The organism is Methylobacterium radiodurans, from assembly GCF_003173735.1.
GTDB classification, from domain to species: domain Bacteria; phylum Pseudomonadota; class Alphaproteobacteria; order Rhizobiales; family Beijerinckiaceae; genus Methylobacterium; species Methylobacterium radiodurans.
The window spans coordinates 618519-640042 of record NZ_CP029551.1 but is presented as its reverse complement, the minus strand read 5'-3'; the positions used below and the strand labels follow the sequence as shown (position 1 = coordinate 640042).

The following is a 21524-nucleotide window of genomic DNA, read 5'->3' as shown; positions in this document are numbered from 1 at the left end:
CCGTGCTCAGGCGCCCGGCAGGGGCGCGAGCCGCGCGAGGCGGAGCGCGATGGCCAGCGCCGCGCAGTAGAGCCCGCCCACGAAGGCCACGACGCCGGGCCAGCCCGCATGCGCGAAGGCCCAGCCGCCCGCGGTGCCGAGCACCGACGAGCCGAGATAGTACAGGCAGAGATACACCGAGGAGGCCTGCGCCCGATGCCTCAGGGCCCGCCGTCCGATCCAGCTGCTCGCCACCGAGTGCGCGCCGAAGAAGCCGACCGTGACCACGACGATGCCGACGACCACCACGACGAGGTTCTGCGACAGGGTCATCAGGATGCCGGCGAGGCCGACCGCGATGGCGAGCCACAGCACCTTGCGCCGCCCGAGCCGGCTCGCGATCTCGCCGGTCGCCGTCGAGCTCATGGTGCCGGCGAGATAGACCGTGAAGATCAGCCCGATCGCGGTCTGGCTGAGGGAGAAGGGCGGATCGAGCAGGCGGAAGCCGATATAGTTGTAGACGCAGACGAAGCCGCCCATCAGCAGGAAGGCCTCGGCGAACAGCCAGGGCAGCCCGGCATCGCGGAAATGCTGGCCGAAGGTGGCGGGCACGGCCCGCCAGTGCGTGCGGCGCGACTCGAAGTTGCGCGCGGGCGGCAGGGCCCAGCGGAAGGCCAGCGCCGCCAGAAGGGCCAGCACGCCGATGACCCCGAGCCCGATCCGCCAGGAGGCGTGGTCCGCGATCACGCCGGCGATCAGCCGCCCGATCATGCCGCCGAGCGCGTTGCCGCCGACGAGCAATCCCATCGAGAGGCCGATCGCGCGCGGGTCCATCTCCTCGGCCAGATAGGCCATCGCCACCGCGGGCAGGCCGCTCGCGGCGATGCCGGTCAGCGCGCGCAGCGCCAGGAAGCCGTGCCAGCTCGGCACCAGCGCCGCCACGATGGTCAGCAGCGCCGAGGCGAAGAGCGAGGCCAGCATCACCGGCTTGCGGCCCCAGACCTCCGAGAGGGGGCTGACCACGAGGAGCGAGAGGGCGAGCAGCGCGCAGGGCAGCGACAGGGCGAGGCTGCTCTCGGCCGGCGAGACGTGGAAGTCGTCGGCGTAGATCGGCAGCAGGGGCTGCACGCCGTAGAGCACCGCGAAGGTTGAGAACCCGGCCGCGGCGAGCGCGACCGTCGTCCTCCGGAAGGCCGGGGTGCCGCTCCGGATCCGCCGATCGTCACCCTGCTCCATCGCGCCCGTCCGTCCTCGCGGTTTCCGGGCGTGAGTGAGCCGCCGCCGCGGGCCGCGTCAACAGCCGGCGGGCGGGGCGCGGTGGCGGCGCGGGCGGATCGTCAGCGCGCCACGCTCCAGGTCGTCGTGCCGTCCTTGTTGTCCTTCACCGCCACGCCCATGGCGGCCAGCGCGTCGCGGGCGCGGTCGGAGGCGGCCCAGTCCTTTGCGGCGCGGGCGGCCTTGCGCTCGGCGATCAGCCCCTCCACCCGCGCGACGTCGATCCCGGCGGCCTCGACGCTCGCCTCGGCGCGTGCGCTCGCCGTCTGGCCGAGGAGCCCGAGCAGGTTCGCCCCCGCCTTCAGCCGGGCCGGATCGTCGAGCCGGTGGATCTCGGCGAGCGCCGCCGCGGTGTTGAGGTCGTCCAGCAGCGGCTCCAGCACGCTCGGCGGTGCCTCCGCCGCGGGAGCGGCGTCGCCGACCGCGCCGTACCAGCGCTCCAGCATCCGGCTCGCCTCCTCCAGACCCCGCAGCGTCCAGTCGATCGGCTGGCGGTAGTGGGTCTTGAGCATGTTGAGGCGCACGACCTCGCCGGGCCAGTCCCTCAGCACGTCCCGGATGGTGATGAAGTTGCCGAGGGACTTCGACATCTTCTCGCCCTCGACCTGCAGGAAGCCGTTGTGCAGCCACCAGTTGGCCATCACGGGCGTGCCGAAGCAGCAGCGGGACTGCGCCACCTCGTTCTCGTGGTGGGGGAAGATCAGGTCGATGCCGCCCGCGTGGATGTCGAAGGTCTCGCCCAGATGCTTGGCCGACATCGCCGAGCACTCGATATGCCAGCCGGGCCGGCCCGGCGCCGCGATGCCGGCGGGCGAGTCCCAGGACGGCTCGCCCGGCTTCGAGGGCTTCCAGAGCACGAAGTCGAGGGGCGAGCGCTTGTAGGGCGCGACCTCGACCCTGGCGCCGGCCTCCATCTCGTCGAGCGGGCGCTTCGACAGCCGGCCGTAATCGGGCATCGAGGGCACGTCGAACAAGACGTGGTCCGCCGCCACGTAGGCGTGGCCCGCCGCGACCAGTCCCTCGATCATCCGGCACATCTCGCGGATGTGATCGGTGGCGCGCGGCTCGATGAAGCGGGGCGGCTCGCCCGGCCGGTTCACGTCCTCGGGCATCAGCACGCCGAGGTCGCGGATGTCCCGGTGGAACTGCGCCAGGGTGCCGTCGGTGAGTTCGCGGATGGTGATGCCGCGCTCGGCCGCGCGCGCGTTGATCTTGTCGTCCACGTCCGTGACGTTGCGGGCGTAGGTGACGTGCGCCGGCCCGTAGAGGTGGCGCAGCAGCCGGAACAGCAGGTCGAAGACGATGATCGGGCGCGCGTTGCCGATATGGGCCGCGTCGTAGACCGTGGGGCCGCAGGCGTACATCCGGACGTTGCCGGCATCGATCGGCGCGAACAGGTCCTTGGCGCCGGTCAGCGTGTTGTAGAGCCGCAACATCGGCGCCATGAAACCCATCCTCTCCCGTCCCGTCCGGGCCGCGCGCCGGTCCCGTCCGCGTCCTGCGACAGGCCGGCAACTCGCTTGTCCCCTCAAGGACCTGCCGCCCGGCCCGGCCCCGCGCGGTGTCCGGCCAAGCTTTGCTGCGCCGCGGCGGCGGCGCAGGAGCCTGTTGCGGATCGGCGACGGCGCGACCCGCCGGATCGGGCTAACCCGAAACCGTGATGCAATCGACAACGCCGGACGCGCAAGCCCGCGCCCGGCCCGCGGGCGGAGCCCGAAAGGTTTTGTTTACCGCATCCATGGACCCTCGCCGCAGGTCTCCCTGCACCCACGCTTGAGCCCCAAGGATTCGTTCATGCGCGCCTCGACCGCCGTCAGCGCCCTCCTCGCCGCCGTCCTCGCCACGACGCTCGCGCTCGGCGCGCAGGCGGGCAGCGAGACCCCTGCTCGCAGCCAGGTCGAGAAGACCTTCCTGATCCCGTCGAGCGAGGGCTACGGCGTCGCCGACTGCCTGACGACGCCCGGCAGCGCCTGCGGCCAGACGGTCGCCGATTCGTGGTGCGAGGCCCAGGGGTTCGCGGCCGCCGGCTCCTTCGGCGTCGCGGCGCCCGAGGAATATACCGGCTCGGTCGACCTGCCGGTCTCGAAGCCCTCGGAGCGCCCGCTGCGCATCACCTGCCGGGATTGAACGAGCCTACCGCACGAAATCCCCGCACTTCTGCGAGGCTTCCGTGCCCCAGGGCATCAGCGGCACCGCGGAGGTCGAGTTCTTCGGCGAGCCCTGGACGACCTTGTCGGAATAGACCATGTAGATCAACGTGTTGCGCTTCGCGTCGCAGCCGCGCACGATCTGCATCGACTTGAAGATCAGCGAGCGGCGCTCGCTGAACACCACCTCGCCCTGCTTGAACTTGTCCTTGAACTGGACCGGGCCGACCTGCCGGCAGGCGAGCGAGATGTCCGAGACGTCCTCGGCCAGACCGAGCGTGCCCTTGATGCCGCCCTTCTCGGGCTGGGTGTACCAGCAGGCCACACCCGAGACCGCCGGGTCATCGATGCCGTAGACAACGAGCTTGTCGTTGGGCGTGAGCGGGCGCCAGACCGTCGACTTGTCCATGATCCGGTCCGGCTCCTGCGCGGAGGCGGGCAGGGTGGCCAGCACGGCTGTCAAGCCGAGGGCGGCGGCTGTGAGACACCGAAACAACATCGTCCACGCATTCCCCTCTCGAAACGGTGCCGGGCATGTAGGAGGGGTGTCGCCGCCGCGCGAGGCCGTTTAAAAAATGTTGTCTCCGGCGCGAGTCACGGATCCGTGTCCGGTTCTCGTTCGCGTCCGTCTCGTTCCCGGTTCCCAAGGCCCCCGGTCGCCCATGCTGCCGTCGCGTTCCTCGATCCGCCGGACCGTCCGCGCGCTCGCCGCGGCCGCCGCCTGTCTCGTGCCCGGCCTCGCGGCCGCGCAGCAACCGGTCGCGACCCCGGTCCCGCCGGCCGCTCCGAGCGCCGCCTGCCTGCGCTACAGGGCCGAACTGTCCGCCCTTCCGGCCGACGGGGCGAGCGTGATGCGCGCGCTCCAGGGCGAGATCGGCCGGCTGGAGGCCTATCACCGCAGCCTGAACTGCGAGGGCGGCCGTTTCCTGTTCTTCGACACCCGCCCGCCCCAGTGCGGCGCGGTCGAGCAGCGCATCCGCGCGCTCAACGCCACCTACGGGGGCGCGGCGACCGACGACAATTCCGGTCGCCGCCGCCAGCTCCAGGCGCTGGTGGCGCAGAACTGCCCGATGATCGCCAGGGCGGAGGGCGGCGAGCTCCACGCCCGCGGCGGCGCGCAGGTGATCTGCGTGCGTACCTGCGATGGCGGCTATTTCCCGATGAAGAACCTGCCGGAGGGCCGCGCCAGCGCCGACGACATGTGCCAGGCGCTCTGCCCCGGCACCGAGGCCGTGGCCTACTCGATGCCGAACGGCGACGACGCCCTGAGGCACGCGGCGACCGTGCGCGGCAGCCGCGCCTACGCGTCGCTGGCCAACGCCTTCAAGTTCCAGAAGACCTTCGTGCCGAACTGTTCCTGCAAGCCCGCCGACAAGAGCTGGGCGCAGTCGCTCGTGAAGGCCGAGAGCATGCTGGTGCGGCACAAGGGCGACATCTTCGTCACGCCGATGCAGGCCGAGGCCCTGTCGCGCCCGAAGATCCGCCTGACGCTGGTCGGCCGCGCCGACAAGACCGCGGCCGAGCTCGCCGCCGACGCCGCCGGCCGCAGCGCGTCCGCCTCGGGCGACGCGGCCGCGACGACCGGGACGGCTCCCTCCGCCGTCGAGCGGGCGAGCGTGCGCATCATCGCGCCGGACCGGATCGCCGTGCCGGCCGCGGCACTGCCGGCGGCGCTGGCCGCGACGACCGGGACCGCTCCGGCGACCGCGCCCGCCGCGCGCTGACGGACCGTCCCCGGACGGCCGCGCGCCGCCCGCCTCCCGGGAACCAAATCCTTTCTGCGGAAGTTCGAACCGGCCGAATGCCCCGTCCCGCGTGCGATCCCGAGGGAGCGCGGTCGGACGGGGCCGAATCTCTCACGCGCCGCAACCGCTCCGGTTCCGGCGCCGCGAAGGCCGATCGATGCGGAAACTCCGCCTGCTCCTTCTCGCCGGGACCGTGCTGCCCGGCCTCCTCGCCGCGCCCGTCTCCGCGCGCCCGGACGATCCGGGCGCCCGCATGCTCCTGGCCCAAGGCGGGCCGGACATGGAGCGGGGCCCGCGCGGCGGCGGGCCGGACGGCCCGCGGGGCGGCGGCGAAGGTCCCCGCGGCGGCGGGGAAGGCCCGCGCGGTGGGGCGCCGCGGCCGGAAAGGCCGGAAAGGCCAGAGCGTCCCGAAAGGTCCGAGCGGCCCGAGCGCGCCGCGCCCGAGCGGGCCGCGCCGCCGGCCCAGCGCGAGCGCCCCGAGCCGCGGCCCGAACGCCCCGAGCCGCGGCCCGAGCGTGCCGCCCCTCCCGAGCGTCCTCAGCCACCCGCCGCGCGCGAGCGCCCCGAGTCTCGCGAGGAGCGCGTGCCCGCGCCGCGACAGCCCGAGCGCGAGCGTCAGCCCGAGCGTCCGCAGCGTCCGGACCGTGACCCGGCCGAGCGCCCGACCCCACCGGCCCGCGAGCGTGCGCCGGAGCGGCAGACCGCACCGGAACGTCCTGCCGCGCCCGAGCGCCGTGAAGCGCCCGAGCCCGACGCGCCGCAGCGGCCGGCGCCGCGGCCTGAATCCGGCGCGCCCGGTCGGCAGGACCGCCAAGATCGGCAGGACCGCCAGGACAGGCAGGATCGTCCCGAGCGCGCGGCGCCTCAGCCCGGCGGAGCCCCGGGACGAGAGCCCGCGCCCGGCGCTCCGCAGCAGGCCGCGCCGCCGGCCCCGAATCAGGCGCCCGGCGTGCCGGGCCGACCCGTCCAGCGCCCGGACGCCGCGCCGACCGCCCCCAACCAGGCCCCGGGTGTGCCTGGCCGGCCTGTCCAGCCGCCGGGCGCGCCCCAGGCCGCACCGCCGGCCCAGGCTCCGGCGCCCGGCGCCGTCCAACCCGGCGCCGATCCCGGCCGGGCGCAGCCCGGTGCGGCGACCCCGCCGAACCAGGCGCCCGGCATCCCCGGTCGTCCGGTCCTGCCGCCCGGGGCCGACCGGGATGGTCGCGCCGACGACCGTCGGGGCTACGACGACCGCCGCGACGACCGGCGTGGATACGACGACCGCCGCGACGACCGGCGTGGATACGACGACCGCCGCGATGACCGCCGCGGCTTCAACGTGCCGGGCCGCGCCGGCTACATCCCAGGCGGGTTCCGCGAGGACGACGAGGACATCCGCGACTACGACCGGATCCGGCGCGACCGGCGCGAGTTCAACGAGGACGGGCGCACCTACATCCGCGAGCCCGGCCGCATTATCGTGCGCGACCGCGACGGCTACTTCATCCGCCACGACGAGAATGAGCGCTTCCGCGAGCTCGACCGGCGCGCCTTCCGCAGCGAGCGGCGCGGGGCAGAGACCTACACCTTCCTCGACCGGCCGGGCGGCGAGCAGATCGTCACGGTCGTCGACGACGACGGCCGCCTGCTGCGCCGCACCCGCCGCTTCCGCGACGGGCGCGAGGTGGTGATCATCGACAACGGCTTCGGGCCGCGCCGGCCGATCTACGAGGACGTGGTCGACCTGCCCCCGCCCGACATCCGCATCCCGCGCGAGCGCTACGTCGTGGACTACGCGGGCGCCGACGAGCGCGCTGTCTACGAGGCCCTCTCGGCCCCGCCGGTGGTGCCGGTGGAGCGGCGCTACACGCTCGACCAAGTGCGCTACAGCCCGCAGTTGCGCGCCCGGATGCGCAGCGTCGACATCGACACGATCACCTTCGACACCGGCTCCTTCACGGTGACGCCGGACCAGGCGGCGCGGCTCTCGACCATCGCGGCGGCGATCAACCAGGCGATCCGGGCCAACCCGCAAGAGGTCTTCCTGATCGAGGGCTACACCGACGCGGTGGGCTCGGACGTGGACAACCTCTCGCTCTCGGACCGCCGGGCGCAGTCGGTCGCCACCGTCCTGACCCAGCAGTTCCAGGTGCCGCCCGAGAACCTGACCACCCAGGGCTACGGCGAGCAGTACCTGAAGGTGAACACGCAGAACGCCTCCCGCGAGAACCGCCGTGTGACCGTGCGGCGGATCACGCCGCTGATTCAGCAGGGGCAGGCGCAGGACCAAGGGCAGGGGCAAGGCGGCCAGCCGCCGCGGTAGGGCCGCGCGATCTCCCTCCCCCGCTGAGGGGGAGGGAGGACGGCGCGGTCCCGGGCCTACGCCGCCACCACCGTGTTCCCCGCTACCCGGATCACCGCGTCGAAGGGCGGCAGCGCCGCCGGGTCGGCGGCGTCGGGCAGGCAGACGATGAGGCCGCGGCCCGCGCGGGCCGCCCGCAGATGGGCGAGACGCTCCTCGAAGTTGGTGGGCGCGCGCTCCTCCAGAAGGATCGCCACGACGAGGATGTCGGGCTCCCGGACCAGGCAGCGGGCGAGATCGATCGCCACGCGCTCGCGCGGGCCCGGCGCGCCCTCGGCGAGCGCGCCGGTGGCCGCGGGGTCGATCCGGCTGTCGAGGCCGAGCCGGTAGACCTGATCCTCCAGCCCCTCCTCGGCCAGCACCCGGCGGACCAGGGCGCGCACCCGCGCCTCGGCGCCGGCCTCGCCGTAGCTGATCCGGCCGAACAGCAGGTTCTCCTCCAGGCTCGCGGCCGGGTTGACCCGCGCGGGATCGTAGAACTCCACCGCCCCGCGCAAGGAGGGCGGCAGCATCCGGGCGAAGGCGTGGCGCGCGGCCACGATGCGCGCCTCCAGACCCGCGTCGATCAGGCCGAAGCGGTGCCGCGTCTCGTTGTAGCGCAGCGCCAGCCCGATCAGAGCCTCGCGGTCGCGGTGCCCCGCGGGACCGCGGCGGAGCGTGGCGTCCGTCTGGCGCGCGACCAGATCCTCGAAGAAGCCGCGCTCGGCCGCCGGGAAGAGCGAGAAGGCGTCGAAGAGGGGGTGGTCGGCGGGCAGGTCGGCGAAGATTTCGACCGAGTTGCGCGCGACCGCGAGGCCGATCTCGGTGAGCGGGCGGGTCAGGCCCTCCGCCTCCAGCACCGCCCGCAGGTAGGGTTGGCGCGCGAGCCGCGCCGGGGCGAGGGCCGGCCCTACCGCCTCGCCGAACAGGATGTTCTCGCCCAGATCCGCCTGGTGGTTGTAGAGCCCCGGATCGAAAGGCTCGACGAGGCGCTCGGCCTGCTCGGCCCGGAGGCGCGCGCGCACGCTCTCGCGCGCCGCCACCACGGCCCGGGCGAGATCCGGATCGGCGGCGGGATCGACCTGCCCGGTGAGGCCGCGGGCGTACACGAAGGCGTCGAGCCCGGTGAGCCGCAGAAGTTCGACGAAGCCCGCCGCGTCCGGGATCCGCTCCGAGCCGTAGAGCAGGTTCTGCCGCAGCGAGCCCTCGATCAGGATCGCCTCGCCCGTGGCGTAGGCGATGCGGCGCGCCCGCTCGGCCGGGTCGAAGGCACGCAGGTCGTGGCCCCCGAAGGTGACGGCGCCGGCCGTCGGCTCGACCTGCCCGGCGAGCACCGCCGCGAGCACCCGGGCGCCGCCGCCGCGCCCACCCGCGATCGCCACATGACCGGGCATCGCGACCTCCGCGTCGACGCCCGCGAGGCGCTCCCCAGTCGCCGCGTCGAAGGCACCGACGCCGCTGGCCACGAGCGGGCCGGAGCGGGGGAGGGGCGGGCGCTCCGCTGCCGGCCGGATCCGGGCTCGGGCCTGCAGGCCGGCGACCGAACGGGCGATGTCCCGGAAGGCCGGCACGAGTGCGTCGCGCAGGGCCCAGAGGTCGAGGGCGGCGGCGAGCAAGACGGCTGCCAGCGCGAAGCCGCCCGCGGCTGCGGCAAGCGCCGCCGGATCGACGGGTTGCGCGGGCGGCGCCCCGGGCCCGCTGCCGCGCCAGAGCGCGGTGCCGACCGCGACCGCGGGCAGCAGCACCGCGAGCGCCACGGCCGGGGCGCGGGCGTAGGCGAGGCGCGCTTCCGCCTCGCCGAGCCGGTCGCGCCCGCGCCGGACCTTGGCGGCCAGCCGCGCCCGCTCCAGGGCGGCGGCGCCGTGGCGGCGGATCGCGGGCAGGCGCCGCACCAGATCGACGAGCGTGTGCTGCGCGGCCGCGCCCGCCTCCTGCCGCAGGGCGCCGCGGCGGCGGGTGCGCGCCAGGATCAGCGCGTGGGCGAGGCCGAGCCCGAGAAGCCCGATCCCCGCCACCGGCACGAGGCGGGGTGCGGCCAGAGCCGCGAGGCCGAGGGCGAGCAGGGCGGCGCCCGCGGCGAGACCTGGCAGGACCAGCCCGACCGCGAGCAGCCCGTCGAGCCGGGCGAGCGTCCGGCCGCTGAGATCGGCCAGCCCGCGCGCCTCCTCGCGGGCGCCCGCGGGCGCCTCGAGGATCGCCTCCGTCACCGCAGCCCGCAGCCGTCCCGTCGCCCGCGCCTGGGCGGAGAAGCAGAGCCGCGCCACGATCCAGCCGAGCCCGGCTAGCGCCAGCGCCGTGCCGGCGAGGCAGAGGAAGGCGGCGAGTTCGAGCTGGGCCGGCGCCAGCATCCAGCCCGGTGCCAAGACGAGGTCCGGCCGCGGGTCCTGAAGCGGTACCACGAGGCGCAGGAAGGGGAGGGCGGCGGCCTCGTCGCGCAGCATCGTGGCCAGCAGGTCGCGCAGGCAGAGCAGCGCCAGGGCGGCGAGGGGCGCGCCGGCTCCCAGCCCGAGCAGCAGCGCGGCGGCGTGCTGGCGCCGGGCGGCGCGCCAGCTCAGGTGGATCGGGTCCGATTCCATGCCGCCTCGCTGCTGCCGTTTGGGGAGCCGGATGAAACCTCCGGCCGCCGGATTCGCGCATAGTGGACCCGGGGCGCGCGGCAAAGCGTGGCAGCGCACCCTCGAGCGCAGAGGGGGTAGGCTGAGGGGCAGGAAAGCTCGGGGGATGGAATTTTTCGAATTCCAGGCCGGAGCGCGACGCGGTCGCATTGCCGGCCCTGCTCGCGTGCCCTCTCTTCTGGTGCGGGACGGCACGGCCCCGCGGCCCGGCACGCGGCCAGTCGAAGAACGGATCGATCGTTTGACGCAGCCAGGACCCTGGACCGGAGAGCCGACAGGTGCGCGGCGGAGCACGTTCCCGGTGCGGAGCACGTTCCCGGGGCGGAGCACCGGCTGATGGCGCAGCTCTTCTCGCCCGGCGCGGACGCGATCTACCGCCTCGTCCTCCTCACGGGCGTCGCCTGCCTCGCGGGCGTGCCGATCGTGGCGGCGGGCATCGTGCGCTCGGACTATGTGACGGGCGTCGGGATCGCCCCGCAGCAGCCGGTGCCGTTCAGCCACAAGCACCATTCGGGCGAGCTTGGCATCGATTGCCGCTACTGCCACACCACCGTGGAGAAGGAGGCGACTGCCGGCATCCCGCCGACCCATACCTGCATGACCTGCCACTCGCAGATCTGGGCGGGCTCGGACATGCTCAAGCCCGTGCGGGACAGCTACAGCAGCGGCGAGCCGCTGCAGTGGCGGCGCCTGAACAAGTTGCCGTCCTACGTCTATTACAATCACTCGGTGCACGTGACGAAGGGCATCGGTTGCTCCACCTGCCACGGCGAGGTCACGGCCATGCAGATGACCTACCGGGCCAACGCCTTCGAGATGGGCTTCTGCCTCGACTGCCACCGCAACCCGGAAAAGTACGTCCGCACGTCCGATCAGGTCTGGAACATGACGTGGAGCCCGCCCGCGGATCAGGCGACGCTCGGGCCGCAGCTGGTGGCGCAGAACCACATCCGCGGCGGCCAGCGCCTGATGGAGTGCGGGATCTGCCACCGATGAGCCGCGACCCCGACATCGCGCTCCTGCGCGCTCGGCTCTCCGGCGCCGACGGGCCGACCTTCTGGCGCAGCCTCGAGGCGGTCGCCGACACGCCGGCCTTCCGGGCCTATGTCGAGTCCGAGTTCCCGGCTGCGGCGCGCCTCGCGGGCGCCCCCGACCGGCGCGGATTCCTGCGGCTGATGGCGGCCTCCTTCGCGCTCTCCGGCCTCACGGCCTGCGGCGCGGATGTCGGGCGCGACTACGAGCTGCCCTACGTCAACCAGCCCGAGCGGATCGTGCCGGGCGCGTCCCTCTCCTATGCCAGCTCGGCCCTGTTCGACGGCTTCGCCAACGGCATCCTGGTCACCACCCGCAACGGGCGGCCGATCAAGGTCGAGGGCAACCCGGACCATCCGTTCAGCCGCGGCGGCACCGACATTCTGGCCCAGGCCTCGGTGCTCGGGCTCTACGACCCCTTCCGCGCGCAGGCGGTGCAGCATCTCGGGCGGCCGAGTTCCTGGGCGGCCTTCCGGGGCCAGATGCTGGCCCGGCTCGCCGCGTGGCGCGAGGGCCGTGGGCGCGGGCTTGCCGTCCTCTCCGCCCCCGCGACCTCGCCCGCGCTCTCCGCGCTGGTCGCGCGGCTGCGGGAGCAGTACCCGGAGATGGGCTGGTACGAGACGGCCGGCGCCACGCGCGAGAGCCTCTACGCGGGCGCGGTCCAGGCCTACGGCAGGCCGGTCGAGACCCTGCCGGACTTCGCGAAGGCGCGCACCGTCGTGTCGCTGGACGGCGACTTCCTCGATCTCGGCCCCGGGCAGGTCGGCCTCTCGCGCGCCTGGATCGAAGCCCGGCGCGCCGGCCACGCGGCCGGGCGCCTGCCCGCGCTCCACGCCGTTGCCCCGACGCCGACGCTCACCAGCGCCAAGGCCGACCACGGCCTCAGCCTCTCGGCGAGCGGGATCGAGGCGCTGGCCCGCGATCTCCTCAGCCTCACTGACGGCGGCAGCGGTGGCGGGTCGGGCGCGCGGGCGGGCAACTGGCTGCGCCGCGCTGCCGCGGCGCTCGACGCGAACCGGGGTGCTTCCATCGTCACCACGGGGCTCACCGCCTCGCCGGAGCTGCACGCCCTGGTGCACCGCCTCAACGGCGCGCTCGGCAACACGGGCACGACGCTGCGCCACATCGCCCCCCTGACGCCCGGCGGCGCCGGCACGCTGGGCGAGCTTGCCGAGGCGATGGAGCGGGGCGCGGTCGAGACGCTCGTCGTGCTGGGCTCCAACCCGGTCTACGAGGCCCCGGGCGGCCTCGACTTCGCCCGCCGGCTGGAGCGCGTGCCGCTCAAGATCCATCTGGGCCTCTACTACGACGAGACCGGCGCCCACGCGGACTGGCACCTGCCGCTCGCCCACCCGCTCGAATCCTGGGGCGACGCGCGCTCCCTCGACGGGACGGTGGGCCTGATCCAGCCGACCATCGCACCGCTGCACGAGGGCCGCACGGTCCACGAGCTGCTCTCCTTCCTGCTGGAGGGCGAGATGCGCGACGGGCTGGGCCTCCTCAAGGCGCGGTGGCGCCGCCCGGACGAGGACGAGGCCGCGTTCGAGGCCCGCTTCGCCGAGGCCCTGCGCCTGGGCTTCCTGCCAGGCAGCGCGAGCCCGGCCGAGACGGTCGCGCTCACCGGCGCTGCGCCCGCACCGGCGCCCGCGGCGCCCTCCGGCATCGAGGTGGTGTTCCGGCCGGACCCCACCGTGTGGGACGGGACGCACGCGGATCTCAGCTGGCTCCAGGAACTGCCCAAGCCGCTGACCAAGGTGGTCTGGGAGAACGTGGTGCTGCTCTCCCCGGCGCTGGCCGAGCGCGAGGGCATCGCCACCGGCGACCTCGTGGCGGTCGAAGCGGGCGAGGCCCGGATCGAGGGGGCGGCCTGGATCCTGCCGGGGCAGGCCGAGGAGACGGTCACGCTCACCCTCGGCTACGGCCGCGACGTGCCGGACCACCTCTCCCGCGGCCTCGGCTACGACGCCAACCGCCTGCGCCCCGCCGACACGCCCTGGCGGCTCCAAGGCGCCAGGCTCTCGAAGACCGGCGCGCGCCGCATGCCCGCGACCACGCAGGATCTCGGCACGATGCAGGGGCACGACCTCGTGCGCGTGCAGGCGGAGGGCGCCGAGCCGGTGGGCGAGGACGCCGCCTTCGACCTGCCGAGCTTCTACGGACCGGCCTCCGAGGATCGCGGCGCCGAAGGGGCGGCCAAGGCCGCCTGGGGCATGGTGATCGATCTCGACGCCTGCATCGGCTGCAACGCCTGCGTCACCGCCTGCCAGTCGGAGAACAACATCCCGGTGGTCGGCCGCGACGAGGTCGCCCGCGGCCGCTGGATGGGCTGGATCCGGATCGACCGCTACTACGCGGGCAGCCTCGACGAGCCCGCGACCCATTTCCAGCCGGTGCCCTGCATGCATTGCGAGCAGGCGCCGTGCGAGGTCGGCTGCCCGGTCGAGGCGACGCTGCACGACAGCGAGGGCCTGAACCTGCAGGTCTACAACCGCTGCGTCGGCACCCGCACCTGCCAGAGCTACTGCCCCTACAAGGTCCGGCGCTTCAACTACCTCGACTACACGGGCGACCAGCCGGCCGTCCTGCAGCAGCGCAACAACCCCGAGGTGACGGTGCGCGCCCGCGGGGTGATGGAGAAGTGCACCTACTGCATCCAACGGATCGCCGCCGCCCGGATCGACTCGGCCAAGGACGCGCACGCCGCGATCCCCGACGGCGCGGTCGAGACCGCCTGCCAGAACGCCTGCCCGACCCGGGCGATCGTGTTCGGCAACATCGCCGACCCGGAGAGCCGCGTTGCGCGGGCCCGGGCGGAGGGGCGGCACTACGCGCTCTTGGGCGAACTCAACACGCGCCCCCGCACCACCTACCTCGCGGGCCTCGCGCCCGCCGACGGGCAGAAGGCGCCGCCGTCCGGGCCATCGTCCGAGCGAGAAACCCGGAAGGAGGGCTGACGCGTGGCCGACGCCGCCCTGATCCCCCCGGATGAGACGCTCGCCGGCATCGGCCGCACGGTCGCCGCCGTGCCGATCCGCCACCCGCTCGGCCGCCGCTGGTGGATCGCCTTCGCGGCGGCGATGGCCCTGCTCGGAATCTTCGCCGCCGCCCTGTTCTGGCTGCTCTTCGAGGGCGTCGGCGTCTGGGGCAACAACAACGCCGTCGTCTGGGCGCTCGACATCGCGAGCTACGACTGGTGGATCGGGGCGGCCTGCGGCAGCCTGCTCGTCTCCGCCACGCTGCTGCTGCTCGGCGCGGAGTGGCGCGGCGCGGTCAACCGGGTCGCCGAGACGGTGGCCCTGCTCTGCACCTGCGCGGCCGGGCTCTACCCGATCATCCATCTCGGCCGGCCCTGGTACTTCTACTGGAACCTGCCCTACCCCAACACCTTCTCGCTCTGGCCGCAGTTCCGCTCGGCGCTGGTCTGGGACGCGATCGACATCGTCTCCTTCCTGGTGGTCTGCGTCAGCCTCTGGTTCATCGGCCTGCTGCCCGACCTCGCGGCCCTGCGCGACCGCGCCTTCGCGGACGCGATGCGTCAGCGGGAGGAGCGCAGCCTGACCCGCGGCCTCGCGATGATGCGAGCGCGGACTTACGGCCTGCTCGCCTCCGGCTGGCGGGGATCGGCTGCCCACTGGCAGCTCTGGTCGCAGGCCTACCGCACCATCGCGCTGCTCGGCGTGATGCTGGTGGTCTGCGTGCAGACTGGCGCCTCGGTGATGTTCGCCGGCTCCGTGATGCCGGGCTGGCACGACACGATCCTGCCCGTGACCTTCCTGGTGAACGCGGTCTTCTCCGGCGTCGGGTTGACCGCGGCGATCGTGGTGCTGATCCGTGCCGTCTACGGCCTCGACGCGCTGGTGACCGAACGCCATCTCGAACTCCTCGCCCGGCTCCTCCTCGGCCTCGGCTGCGCCAGCCTCTACTGCTACGCTACCGAGTTCTTCTCGACCGCGCTGCACGGCGATGCCTACGAGCGCGGCGTGCTCGTCCGCCGCATCACCGGCGAGCACGCCGCCGCCTTCTGGACCGTGCTCGCCTGCCTGCTCCTGCCCGCGCAGGTGTTCTGGTCCGGGCGGGCGCGCCGCGCGCCGCTGGCCGTCGCGGCGGTCGGAATCCTCGTGGCGGTCGGGGCCTACGCCGACCACGTCATGGTGCTGCTCGTGACACTCGGGCAGAACTTCCTGCCGGCCGCGCACGAGCCCTTCCGGGAGACGGTCTGGGGCATCGCCACCTTCGCGGGCTCGGTCGGCCTGTTCCTCGTGCTGCTGCTCCTGTTCCTGCGCTACCTGCCGGCGATCTCGATCACCGAGACCCGCCGCCTCGCGCTGGCGCGGGCGGGCACGGCCGCCGAGGCCGGGCGGGGCGCCAGCCCGGAGCCCGAGGCGGTCGAGCCCGGCACGCCGCTCTGGGGCATCAGCGCCAGCTTCGGTACGGAGGCCGAACTCGCCGCCGCCGCCCAGGCGGTGGCAAACCTCACCGCTGCCCGCAACGGCCGCGACGTCCATCTCGACGGGCACGGCCCGGTGCCGATGCCGCGCGTCGTCCGGGCCCTGGGGCTCGGTGGCCGCACGATCCGCCCCTACGCGCTCGGCGGTGCGCTCGCGGGCGGGCTCGGCTTCTATGGGATGTGCGTCTACGCCAGCGCCTACCACTACGTCTTCCTGATCGGCGGGCGGCCGCGCTTCTCCTGGCCCTCCTTCGTAGTGCCGAGCTTCGCCTTCGCCATGATGAGCGGGGTGGTGGCGATCCACCTCGCCCTGCTGGTGCTGAACCGGCTGCCGCGGCTGAACCACCCGGCCTTCAACATCCCGGGCTTCCTGCGCGCCAGCGAGGACCGCTTCTTCCTCTCGGTGCAGGCGCAAGAGGAGGGCTTTGAGCCGGAGCGGATCGAGCGGCGCCTCGCAGCGCTTCCCGCCGGCGCCGGCCGGCCCCTCGAGATCCGGCGGATCCCGCGATGAGCCCGGCGCTCCGCACCCTCCTCCTCCTGGCCGGCCTGCTCGCGCTCGCGGGCTGCGAGCAGGCCAACATGGCCGAGCAGCCGAAGGCCCGGACCTGGGACCGCAACCCCTATTTCGCCAAGCACATGACCATGCGCGATCCCGTGCCCGGCACGGTGCCGCGGCAGGACCCGGCGGCGGCCGCCCCTCAGCCCGCGACGATCACGGCCGCTTCGCTGGAGCGGGGCCGGGAGCGCTACGGCATCTTCTGCACGCCCTGCCACGGCGCGTCCGGTGATGGGAACGGCATCGTGGTGCAGCGCGGCTTCCCGCACGCCGGCAACCTCGCAGCGGACAGGCTGCGGCAGGCCTCCGCCGCGGACCTCTACCGCATCGTCGGCGAGGGCCACCGCGCCATGTTCGGCATGGCGCAGATGATCCCGTCCGCCGACCGCTGGGCGATCGTCGCCTATCTGCGGGCGCTCCAGCTCAGCCAGGGCGCCGAGGTGGCGAGCCTGCCCGAGGCGGACCGCGCCCGCCTGGAGGCCGCCCGATGAGCCGCCCCGCCAAGCGTCCTCTCGCCAAGCCTTCCCTCGCCCAACGGCTCGCGCGCCCGCTGCCGCTCGGCCTCGCCGGGCTCGCGGCTTTGGCGCTCGCCGTGCTCGCGGCCGGCTGGCGGGAGGTTGCCGGCTCCTACCTCGCCGCCTGGCTGGTCCTGCTCGGGCTCGCGGCGGGCGCTTTGCCCGTGGTGGTGGCGCTGGAGCGCTTCGGCCTCAGCGTGCACGACCGCGGCGAGGGCGAGATCGCCCTGAGCCTGCGCCGCCTGCTCGGACTGATGCCGGCCGCCGCGATCCTCGGCCTGCCGCTGCTCGCCGCCGCGCCGATCCTCTACCCCTGGGCGACCGAGGCGCCCCATACCCCGCTCGGCCGCCTCTGGTTCACCCTGCCGGGCTTCGCCCTGCGCCTCCTCGCCTATCTCGGCCTCTGGGTCTGGCTGGCCGCCCGCTTCCGCGACGCGCCGCCCAAGCCCGGCGACGGGCGCACCGCCGCGGGCGTGGGGCTGCACGCGCTCGTCGGCACGCTGGCGGTGACGGACCTCGTCGGCGCGCTCGACACACGGCTCGGCTCCAGCCTGGAGGGCCTCCTGGTTCTCACGGCCTGGAGCGGGCTCGCCTTCGCGGCCGCGATCCTGCGCGCGCCCGAGGAGCCGGCCCCGGTCGGCCGCGGTCGCGCGGTCGCGGGCCAGGACCGGCTCGTGCCCCTCGCGGTCCTGCTGGCGCTCTGGGCCTACCTGCACTTCGTGCAGTTCCTGATCGTCTGGTCGGCCAACCTCCCCGACGAGGTGCGCTGGTACCTCGCCCGCGGCGGCTGGTCCGGCCGGGGGCTCGCGCTGATGGCCGGCGCGGTCGCGCTCGCCGCCGCGCTCGCCACCCTGCGGCCGGGCCGCCCCACCACCCGGGTGCTGGCGGGCCTCGTCGTCGTGCTGCACGCGGCCGAGATGTTCTGGCTCGTCACCCCGGCGCTCCGCGACCGCTTCACCCTCACGCCGGGCGACGGGCTCGCCGCCCTCGGCATCCTCTGCCTCGCCGGGGCGCTGCGCCCGCTGGCGCGGATGCCTCATCCCCGCGGCCCCGCGGGCACCCGCTCTGCGGGCGGGAGGATCCCCGCATGAGCGGCCCGCGCATGCCGCCCGGCCGGACCGGCGGCCTGGTCCAGGCGATCCTCGCCGGGCTGAGCCCCCGCCGCCCTCCGGTACCAGAGCCCGAGCCCGCCCACTGGCCCGAGGCGCCCCGCGAGGGGCCGGGCTACGAGACCGAGGACGTCGACGTCCGCAGGACAGGCCTCGTCATGGCCGGGCTGGCAGCCTCGGCGCTCGTCGCGGTCGCGCTGATGCTCTGGCTGATGCACGCCTTCACGGCCGGCCAGCGCCGGGCGCTGCCCCCGCTCACCCCGCAGCAGACCGCGGTGCTGAAGCCCCCGCCGCCGAATCTCCAGGCCGACCCCTACGCCGACATCGCCCGCGAGCGCGCGGCCGAGCGCGGCCGACTCGACGGCTACGCTCTCACCGAGGCGGGCCGCGCCCGCATCCCGATCGGCCGCGCCATGGAGCTGGTGACCGGCCGGCCCCTGGACCCCGCCCGATGACCCCGCACCACTCCGCCCTCGAACTCTGGCCGGCCGCGGTCTCGGCCAAGGCCGTCGAGACCGACTACCTGATCCTCGCCTTCACGGTGCTGACGCTGGCGCTCACCGTGCCGGTCTTCCTGGCGATCACGTGGTTCGCCCTGCGCTACCGCGACGGCCAGGAGGCCGACCGTGAGCCCAGCGGCATCCGCTCGAACCTCGTCGAGATCAGCTGGATGCTGATCCCCTTCGCGCTCACCCTGATCTTCTTCGCCTGGGGGGCGCGCCTCTTCGTCCATTCCAAGAACCCGCCGCCCGACGCCATGGTGGTCGAGGCGATCGGCCGGCAGTGGATGTGGAAGTTCCAGCACCCGACGGGCCAGTCCGAGATCAACGACCTGCACGTACCGATCAACCAGCCGGTGAAACTGCGCATCATCAGCCAGGACGTGATCCATGCCCTCTACCTGCCGGCGGTGCGGATGCAGGTGGCGGCGATCCCCGGCCGCACCACCGAACTCTGGTTCAAGGCCGAGCGGGCCGGCACCTACCACCTCTACTGCTCGGAATATTGCGGCACCGATCATTCCCTGATGGAGGGCAACGTCACCTTCATGGAGCCGGGCGACTACCAGGAATGGCTGACGCATGGCGGCGCGCAGCAATCGGGTCCCGCCGCGGGCCTTGCCGTCTACAACGCCTACGGCTGCGGCACCTGCCACAACGCGGATTCGCCGGTGCGCGCCCCGCGGCTCGCCGGCCTCTACGGACGGGCGGTGAGGCTCGCGGACGGCACCACACGGGTGGCGGATGATACCTACCTCCGCGAAAAAATCCTGAACCCCAACGGCAACCGGCTGGCCGAGGGCTACAAGCAGATCATGCCGAGCTACGCCGGCAAGATCCCGGACGACGACCTCACCCGCCTGATCAACTACCTCAAGTCCGACATGCGCGCCGCCGCGGGCGGCCCGGCCGCGCGAGGTGCCACGCCAGGAGACCGGCCATGAGCGCATCCGGCACCGTCGAGGGCGGGGTGGCCAACCGGGAGCCGCACGCGCCCGAGGCCACGCTCGGCCGCCCCTCCGACTACCTGCACGCGCAATCGACGCTGCGCTCGTGGTTCCTCACCACAGACCACAAGCGCATCGCGATCCTCTATCTCGCGGCGATCACCGCCTTCTTCGTCATCGGCGCGGTGGCGGCGGGCGTGGTCCGCCTCGCGCTCGTCGTGCCGAACGGCGCGATCATGACGAACGACACCTACAACAAGGCCTTCACCATCCACGGCGTGGTGATGGTGTGGTTCTTCCTCATCCCGTCGATCCCCGCGACCTTCGGCAACTTCCTGATCCCGCTGATGATCGGGGCGAAGGACCTCGCCTTCCCCAAGCTCAACCTGACGAGCTGGTACGTCTTCATGGGCGGCGCGCTCTTCACCATGGTCTCGGTGGTGCTGGGCGGCGTCGACACGGGCTGGACCTTCTACGCGCCGCTCTCGACCGCCTTCTCGAACACCTGGGTGCTACCGGCGCTGATCGGCGTCACCATCGTCGGCTTCTCGTCGATCCTGACGGGGCTCAATTTCGTGGTCACGATCCACACCATGCGGGCCCCCGGCATGACGTGGTTCAAGCTGCCGATCTTCGTCTGGGCGCACTACGCCACCAGCCTGATCTTCCTGCTCGCCACGCCGGTCATCACCACGGCGCTGATCCTGCTCATCATGGAGCGGGCCTTCCATATCGGGGTGTTCGACCCGGCCTATGGCGGCGACCCGGTGCTGTTCCAGCACCTGTTCTGGTTCTACTCGCACCCGGCCGTGTACATCATGGTCCTGCCCGGCATGGGGGTGATCTCCGAGATCGTGCCGGCCTTCGCCCAGAAGAAGCTCTTCGGCTACCGCTTCGTCGCCTACGCGTCGATCGGGCTCGCCTCCGTGACCTTCTTCGTCTGGGGCCACCACATGTTCGTCAACGGGCAGAGCGACCTGGCCTCGCTCGCCTTCTCGGTCCTGTCCTTCGCGGTGGCGGTGCCCTCGGCCGTGAAGGTCTACAACTGGACCGCGACGATCCATAAGGGCCGGCTCAGGCTCGACACGCCGATGCTCTACGCGATGGGCTATATCGGCCTGTTCGTGCTGGGCGGCCTGACGGGACTCTATCTGGCGACGCTCGCCGTCAACCAGCACGTCCACGCCACCTACTTCGTGGTGGCGCATTTCCACTACATCATGGTCGGCGGCACGGTGCTGGCGTTCCTCGGCGGGCTGCACTTCTGGTGGCCGAAATTCACGGGCCGGATGTATGTCGAGGCCTGGGGCCGGATCTCGGCGGTGCTGATCTTCCTCGGCTTCAACGTCACCTTCTTCCCGCAATTCATCCTCGGCTATCTCGGCATGCCGCGGCGCTACGCGACCTACCCGCCCGAGTTCCAGCTCCTCAACATCCTCTCCTCGGCGGGCGCCACCATCCTGGCGGCGGGCTACCTCTTCCCGATGCTCTACCTCGTCTACTCGCTCTGGTTCGGCCGGAAGGCGCCGGCGAACCCCTGGGACGCCAAGGGCCTCGAATGGGAGACCAGCTCGCCGCCGCCGACCCACAACTTCCTCGGCGATCCGGCGGTGCCGAAGATCCCCTACGACTACCCGATCCAGGTCCAGGAGAGCCGGAGCCAGCACGGATGAGCGAGGCCCTGCCGGACGGCGTCGGCGTCGCCCGCGCCGAGCATTTCGACAGCGTGGCACAGCAGCGCTACGCCGCGACGCTCGGCATCTGGGCCTGGCTGATTACCGAGCTTCTGCTCTTCGCCGCCCTGTTCCTGGTGGCGCTGATCACCCGCATCCAGCACCCCGAGGCGACGGTCGAGGCCGCGCGCCACCTCAAGTTCTGGATCGGCGCGGTCAACACCGTGGTGCTGATCTGCTCCAGCCTCACCATGTCGATGGCGATCGAATTCTCGCGCATGGGCTGGCAGCGGGCGATGGTGCGGGCGATGCTCGCGACCGCCGCGCTCGGCGCGCTGTTCCTCGTGTTCAAGGGCTACGAGTACTACGCCGACTACCAGGAGCACATGATGCCGTTCCTGTCCGGGCGGCCCTACGAACTGGCGCAGAGCCCGGCCTCGCGGCTCTTCGTGAACCTGTACTACGTGGCGACGAGCCTCCACGCGCTGCACCTGTTCACCGGCATCGCGATCCTGCTCGGGATGACCTGGAAGGCGGCCAAGCCCGGTTTCTTGGGCCGGCACCAGAACTGGATCGAGGTCTACGGCCTGTACTGGCACTTCATCGATCTGGTCTGGATCCTGGCCTTCCCGATCCTCTACGTGGTCAACCGGTAGGGGAGGGC

Annotated in this window: 16 protein-coding genes; 12 read left to right on the top strand and 4 right to left on the bottom strand. The window is 73.1% G+C overall.

The features are described 5' to 3' along the window. Positions 1–6 precede the first annotated feature (6 nt). Complete coding sequence (locus tag DK427_RS02770) at positions 7–1215, bottom strand: MFS transporter (RefSeq protein WP_109949930.1); 1209 nt, start codon at positions 1213–1215, stop codon at positions 7–9. A gap of 101 nt (positions 1216–1316) precedes the next feature. Beyond that, a complete protein-coding gene (gene cysS / locus DK427_RS02765; RefSeq protein WP_109949929.1) occupies positions 1317–2699 on the bottom strand; it encodes a cysteine--tRNA ligase in 1383 nt (460 codons plus the stop codon). Between the two features lie 349 nt (positions 2700–3048). On the opposite strand from cysS, the gene DK427_RS02760 reads away from it, so the two are divergent. Then, positions 3049–3381, top strand: a complete 333-nt coding sequence (locus DK427_RS02760; RefSeq protein ID WP_109949928.1) for a hypothetical protein — start codon at positions 3049–3051, stop codon at positions 3379–3381. 6 nt (positions 3382–3387) lie between these two features. Here DK427_RS02760 and DK427_RS02755 read toward each other — a convergent pair whose 3' ends face one another. Continuing rightward, positions 3388–3900, bottom strand: a complete 513-nt coding sequence (locus DK427_RS02755) for a CreA family protein (protein WP_109949927.1) — start codon at positions 3898–3900, stop codon at positions 3388–3390. Positions 3901–4063: 163 nt separating this feature from the next. Here DK427_RS02755 and DK427_RS02750 point away from each other — a divergent pair, with 163 nt between their 5' ends. Both DK427_RS02750 and DK427_RS02745 read left to right on the top strand, forming a co-directional pair. After that, on the top strand, positions 4064–5125 hold the full coding sequence (locus DK427_RS02750; RefSeq protein ID WP_109949926.1) for a DUF2865 domain-containing protein: 1062 nt from the start codon (positions 4064–4066) through the stop codon (positions 5123–5125). A 178-nt stretch (positions 5126–5303) separates the two neighbouring features. After that, positions 5304–7448: an OmpA family protein gene (locus tag DK427_RS02745; RefSeq protein WP_109949925.1), complete on the top strand. Its 2145-nt coding sequence runs from the start codon at positions 5304–5306 to the stop codon at positions 7446–7448. 56 nt (positions 7449–7504) lie between these two features. On the opposite strand, the gene DK427_RS02740 is transcribed toward DK427_RS02745, so the two are convergent. Then, on the bottom strand, positions 7505–10042 hold the full coding sequence (locus DK427_RS02740; protein WP_109949924.1) for a P-loop NTPase family protein: 2538 nt from the start codon (positions 10040–10042) through the stop codon (positions 7505–7507). A 375-nt stretch (positions 10043–10417) separates the two neighbouring features. On the opposite strand from DK427_RS02740, the gene DK427_RS02735 reads away from it, so the two are divergent. From DK427_RS02735 to DK427_RS02695, 9 genes are read left to right on the top strand one after another with little or no spacing between them, the layout of a single operon-like run. Next, on the top strand, positions 10418–11077 hold the full coding sequence (locus DK427_RS02735; RefSeq protein WP_109949923.1) for a cytochrome c3 family protein: 660 nt from the start codon (positions 10418–10420) through the stop codon (positions 11075–11077). Continuing rightward, positions 11074–14067: a TAT-variant-translocated molybdopterin oxidoreductase gene (locus DK427_RS02730; protein ID WP_109949922.1), complete on the top strand. Its 2994-nt coding sequence runs from the start codon at positions 11074–11076 to the stop codon at positions 14065–14067. The genes DK427_RS02735 and DK427_RS02730 overlap by 4 nt, the downstream gene beginning before the upstream one ends. A 3-nt stretch (positions 14068–14070) precedes the next feature. After that, positions 14071–16071, top strand: coding sequence for a quinol:electron acceptor oxidoreductase subunit ActD (locus tag DK427_RS02725; RefSeq protein WP_109949921.1), 2001 nt, complete (start codon positions 14071–14073; stop codon positions 16069–16071). Next, positions 16068–16607 (top strand): c-type cytochrome, encoded by a 540-nt coding sequence (locus DK427_RS02720; RefSeq protein ID WP_109949920.1) that lies wholly within the window; start codon positions 16068–16070, stop codon positions 16605–16607. Before DK427_RS02725 ends, DK427_RS02720 begins: the two co-directional genes overlap by 4 nt. Next, complete coding sequence (locus DK427_RS02715; protein ID WP_109949919.1) at positions 16604–17722, top strand: hypothetical protein; 1119 nt, start codon at positions 16604–16606, stop codon at positions 17720–17722. The genes DK427_RS02720 and DK427_RS02715 overlap by 4 nt, the downstream gene beginning before the upstream one ends. Next, complete coding sequence (locus DK427_RS02710) at positions 17719–18195, top strand: hypothetical protein (protein ID WP_245930773.1); 477 nt, start codon at positions 17719–17721, stop codon at positions 18193–18195. Before DK427_RS02715 ends, DK427_RS02710 begins: the two co-directional genes overlap by 4 nt. Beyond that, positions 18192–19184, top strand: coding sequence for a cytochrome c oxidase subunit II (gene coxB, locus DK427_RS02705; protein ID WP_109949918.1), 993 nt, complete (start codon positions 18192–18194; stop codon positions 19182–19184). Before DK427_RS02710 ends, coxB begins: the two co-directional genes overlap by 4 nt. Then, positions 19181–20860 (top strand): cytochrome c oxidase subunit I, encoded by a 1680-nt coding sequence (locus DK427_RS02700; RefSeq protein ID WP_109949917.1) that lies wholly within the window; start codon positions 19181–19183, stop codon positions 20858–20860. The genes coxB and DK427_RS02700 overlap by 4 nt, the downstream gene beginning before the upstream one ends. Then, positions 20857–21516, top strand: coding sequence for a cytochrome c oxidase subunit 3 (locus tag DK427_RS02695; RefSeq protein WP_109949916.1), 660 nt, complete (start codon positions 20857–20859; stop codon positions 21514–21516). The genes DK427_RS02700 and DK427_RS02695 overlap by 4 nt, the downstream gene beginning before the upstream one ends. Positions 21517–21524: the final 8 nt, after the last annotated feature.